The sequence below is a fragment of the Sphingopyxis sp. 2PD genome, assembly GCF_005503695.1.
Lineage (GTDB): Bacteria > Pseudomonadota > Alphaproteobacteria > Sphingomonadales > Sphingomonadaceae > Sphingopyxis.
Genome location: NZ_SCMU01000051.1, coordinates 1 through 3,040 on the forward strand (window position 1 = coordinate 1; position 3,040 = coordinate 3,040).

Annotated in this window: 2 protein-coding genes; one reads left to right on the forward strand and one right to left on the reverse strand. The window is 54.6% G+C overall.

The window, feature by feature from the left end; genetic code table 11:
• Nucleotides 1-315: 315 nt before the first annotated feature.
• A complete protein-coding gene (locus FFS18_RS17285) occupies nt 316-555 on the reverse strand; it encodes a hypothetical protein (RefSeq protein WP_137871793.1) in 240 nt (79 codons plus the stop codon).
• A 601-nt stretch (nt 556-1,156) separates the two neighbouring features.
• On the opposite strand from FFS18_RS17285, the gene FFS18_RS17290 reads away from it, so the two are divergent.
• Entirely contained in the window at nt 1,157-2,800 is a 1,644-nt protein-coding gene (locus FFS18_RS17290; RefSeq protein ID WP_137871794.1) for a recombinase family protein, read from the forward strand.
• Nucleotides 2,801-3,040: the final 240 nt, after the last annotated feature.

Sequence of the window (3,040 nt, forward strand, 5' to 3'; positions counted from 1 at the left end):
TCCTTCAATATCGCGATGATCTGCTCTTCGCTGAACCTGCTTCGCTTCATTCTGTCCGACTCCTTCGTGTCGGACTCTACTCAAAATCGGTCACATTTCAGGGGAGCACGTCACGAGGCCTTTCTGTTCTTTTGGTATGGCTACGCAAAAGAAGCTTGACCAGCCGGGAGGTCGCGGGCCGGTCATGCATTGATATGCATTTGGTTTTGGAAGTCAATACAGCTGATTTCGACCGCGTCGAACCTACGCCAACCGATCGAAGATGAATTCAGCGGTTAAGCCATAAAGTCAATTTGATTATCAGCGACTTGGTCGCTAACACCCGTTCGCTTGCGGCTTTATTTCCTCGGAAAACGAAATAGGTGAAAAATTGGTTTTAATCGATTGCACACCGCTTAACTGATTTGCAACCGCAGACCAAAATCCTGCTTCAACATATTCTCTAAGTTTCAGGCACTCGATCATCCGCACGGTGATCATCTCGACAGCGTCGTCGCCGTAGCGTCTTTCCGCCGCAAGCGCCTGTTCCCCAACATCCTCCAGATTCGGCTCCATCGTGCTCACTCCGATGTGTCACCCGCAGTTCGCGTCTCATACTGCAAAATAGTAAACTTTCGTAGTCTTTTTGCGATCTGTAGGAGGGGCGAAGCTAAAAATGAGAGGGCGACCGCACTAGCCTAGTGGTTACGCTTGCAACGTAGCTCAGCACTTTAAGAGAGTGGTCATGGTCTTATTTTCCATGGCGGTTACGGCAAATCGTTCGCGAAACAGCTTGCCTGATCATCACTCTAATTCGATTTTTCGGCTGCACCCGTTGCACATTGCGTCTCACCGAAACCGAACATGAATTTCAATCCCGATGCTGACGTTCGCTGATGATGACGTAGGTGACACACAGCGATCACATCACCGCTTGCGCACCTGACGCCAGTGACCCTCCGCTTACGCGATTCCTAGCCGGGCCAAAAACTGGGGATGCAGACAAAGCCATCCCGAGCGCGTCCCAGAACGCGACAGCACATCAAGACGAACGACGCGGTCCTTCCTCTTGTCAGTTACCACTTCGATGATTCATGGTCGTCGATTCCGGCCGAGGCCGAACTCATTGATCGATGGTTCGGCATCGCGATCGCAGAGCTGTTTGGAGTAAGCCCGCATGAGTAAAGATCATCAGGGAAAGCGGGTGGCTATCTATGCCCGTGTTTCCACGCGCAAGCAGGCGGACAATGAGCTGTCGATCACAGATCAGATCGATTGGGCCGAACGCTGGATCGCCGAACATGGTGCCTGCAAAGCCGCAACCTTCATCGACGCGGGCGCAAGCGCCACCAAGGATGGGCGAACCGAGTTTCAGGCGATGATAGCCCTCGCCATGGGCGACGACAGACCCGTCGATATCATCCTCGTTCATTCCTTATCGCGGCTATTCCGTAACGCGCTTCACTTCATGCAATACAAAGAGAAGCTTCGGCGACACAAAGTGCGGATCATTTCCATCACCCAGGCCTTCGGCGATGATCCCGCTGCGGATTTGTCCGTCGGCATGCTCGCGCTGTTCGATGAATATCATAGCGCAGAAAACTCTAAGCACGTGAAGCGCACGATGCTGGCTAATGCTGTGAATGGCTTTTGGAACGGTCAGACACCGCCAATCGGCTACAAAACTGTCGCTGTCCCTCAAGCCAAGGGCAAAGACCGTAGAAGGCTCGTGATTGATCCCGAGACCCAACATATCCCTCCCCTTGCCTTTGAAACCTACGTGCATAGATACAGGGGCCGACCAATTGGTATCACGAATCTCGCCCGGCTCTTGAATGAACGGGGTGAACGTCTGCGGGGCAAGCCGTTTAGCGTGTCCAACGTCCACGCCATTCTGACCAACACCGCTTATATTGGTGTCGCATTCTATAATCAGCGCGACTCCCGCACGGGAGAAGCGCGCCCCGAGAACGAATGGGTGCCAATCCCCGTTCCTCCGCTGATCAGCGAAGAGCTGTTCTATGCCGCCAAGGCGCAGATGACTGCGCGCGATCCAAAGATGGGAGTTGCTGCGGTTAAGACCAACGGCAACCTTCTGACAGGCTCCGTCATCTGCGGCTGCGGGGGCGACGGCTGCGGGGGCGGCATGACGACGTCGACTGGCAAGGGTGGACGATACCGCTACTATGCTTGTCATCGACGCGCCGCGAGCGGTGTATCTCAATGTCCCGGTCGGCGCATTCGAATGGATACGCTCGACGATCTGGTCGTGGACGCTGTTGCTGAACATGTTCTCGGCCCCGACCGGCTCAAAGCGCTGTTATCCGCTTGGATCGATCGCAGCGAAGAAGTTCAGGTCGGTCGCCGCGAAGGCCTGAAGCAGCTTCGTGCTCGCCTGACACTGCTCGATGGCGAAAGCGCCAACGTGATTAAACTGGTTCGCTCCGGCCTTTACGCCCCTGACGATCCACAGGTTGCTGCTGAAATTGCCAACATCGCGGCACAGAAGCGCGCGATTGCAGTCGATATTAATGCTTTGGAGCGGCAGATTGATGATGGCGAGCGTCGCATCACGCCCGAGATTGTGGAGAAATTCGGCTCTTTGATGCGGAATAAGCTGCGCGGCCAGGCCTCAGCAGCGCGAAGGGATTATATCCGTCTGCTCGTTGATCGCGTCGAAGTCGGACATAGGGAAATCCGTATCTCCGGATCGAAAGCCGCTCTGTCGCGAGCTGCAATCGGCACTCCGCCGCACTTGGTGCCCAAAGCTGAACGGAAATGGTGCACCCGACTGGATTCGAACCAGTGGCCCCCAGATTAGGAAGCGTCTGACAAATCGCAGATTTACGTGCTTTTTAGCATGCTATGTTGCATCCGTGCTCCACGTACGCCAGCACGTCGCAGCAGTTTTCGATTGGCGGCGGCGTCGACAAGTCGCTGACGTTCGATTGATCTGCCCCCTTCTGAGTGGTCCAAAATTGATGATATTTTGGACGACGAAGGAGATATAGAATGCCGAGCAAGAAGCATCGCCCGGAAGAGATTATCGGCAAGCTACGTG

Bases quoted from the DNA above. Each gene is read 5' to 3' on its own strand.
- FFS18_RS17285 (WP_137871793.1), bottom strand. From the start codon at position 555: ATGGAGCCGAATCTGGAGGATGTTGGGGAACAGGCGCTTGCGGCGGAA.
- FFS18_RS17290 (WP_137871794.1), top strand. From the start codon at position 1,157: ATGAGTAAAGATCATCAGGGAAAGCGGGTGGCTATCTATGCCCGTGTT.